Source organism: Plesiomonas sp., from assembly GCF_051650925.1.
Classification (GTDB): domain Bacteria; phylum Pseudomonadota; class Gammaproteobacteria; order Enterobacterales; family CAMTGL01; genus Plesiomonas.
Genome location: NZ_JBOFRH010000514.1, coordinates 1 through 1,085, shown reverse-complemented (window position 1 = coordinate 1,085; position 1,085 = coordinate 1). Strand labels below are relative to the sequence as shown.

1 protein-coding gene and 1 pseudogene are annotated in these 1,085 nt (G+C 49.2%); both read right to left on the bottom strand.

Annotated elements, in window-relative coordinates:
* A partial coding sequence (locus ACRC27_RS12320) for a toxin-antitoxin system YwqK family antitoxin (RefSeq protein WP_438639999.1) occupies positions 1-494 on the bottom strand: 494 nt, incomplete at its 3' end.
* 227 nt (positions 495-721) lie between these two features.
* A pseudogene (locus tag ACRC27_RS12315) lies at positions 722-1,085 on the bottom strand (bifunctional metallophosphatase/5'-nucleotidase); the annotation flags it as partial.

Sequence of the window (1,085 nt, the reverse complement as noted above, 5' to 3'; positions counted from 1 at the left end):
GATTGCTGCCATAACGAGCCATCTGGGTGATACCAACACTCCAAGACCATTTTATTGGCAGCAAAGAGCATATAACGGCGCAGGTGTGGGCTATCTTCTGCCACATAGTCGTACATACACAGACGCTCTCCGCTGTCACCGTATTCACTGCACGAAGTCAATCCGCCTTGTTGGCCATACTCCATCCAGTCGCCAACAGGCTGGCCAGCGCGATACTGACCAATCGATTGTAAGCGGCCATCAGGATAGAAATAGCGCTCCACGCCCTCTTCACGCCCTTGTGAATCAAAGGTTACCTCAGAGCGTAACGCGCCGCAGGGGTGAAAAAACTGCCACGGGCCAATACGCGTACCGTCAAGACATTCGCCACGGCCAAAGAGGATGCCTTTTTCGAACAATTCCGCGGTACCGGTATAACGCTGCATATTTTTCAACGTACCGGTATACACCACAATTTTATTGCTGCGAGCAGTCCATTTGATGGGGGTTGGCATACAGACGTTCACCCTCTGAGCGCTTGAGATAAAGCGGTCATTCCAAAGCTAGCCGGTCATGATGCCAAGCATTGGAGGTTAAAATAAAACGCCATATCACCGATTACTCAGGATATGGCGTTATTCATTACACACATTACGCAGGAAAATACGCCCACACAGTAATGTAATTCACAATTGTACCGTCAACCGCCGCACACCAGATACTTAGCGGCTAACGGCTCAGTTTAATTCAACGCATTGATCAGCAAGATTTGTTGTTGAACGGCTTGCTTATCTCCCTCATTTTTAGCGGATTTGAGCTGGGAGTCCAGTTGCTTCAGCGCGGCCGCTTTTGCTGTTGCATTGGCAAACAAATAAGGCTTCACATTAATCGATGCTGTATTGGTATAACGCCCGTTTTCCAGTGATGGCACCTGAATTTCACCGCGGTTGAGCATATCGCGCACAATTGCCCGCTCGCGTTCATAACCAGATAAACCTTGCAATGACCAGCGTTGCTGCGGTTTTCCTTGATACTGGCCCTGCTTGACCTCTTCCAGATAGCGAATAGTCAAATTACGGATCGTGCCTTGCTCTTCACCAAATGCC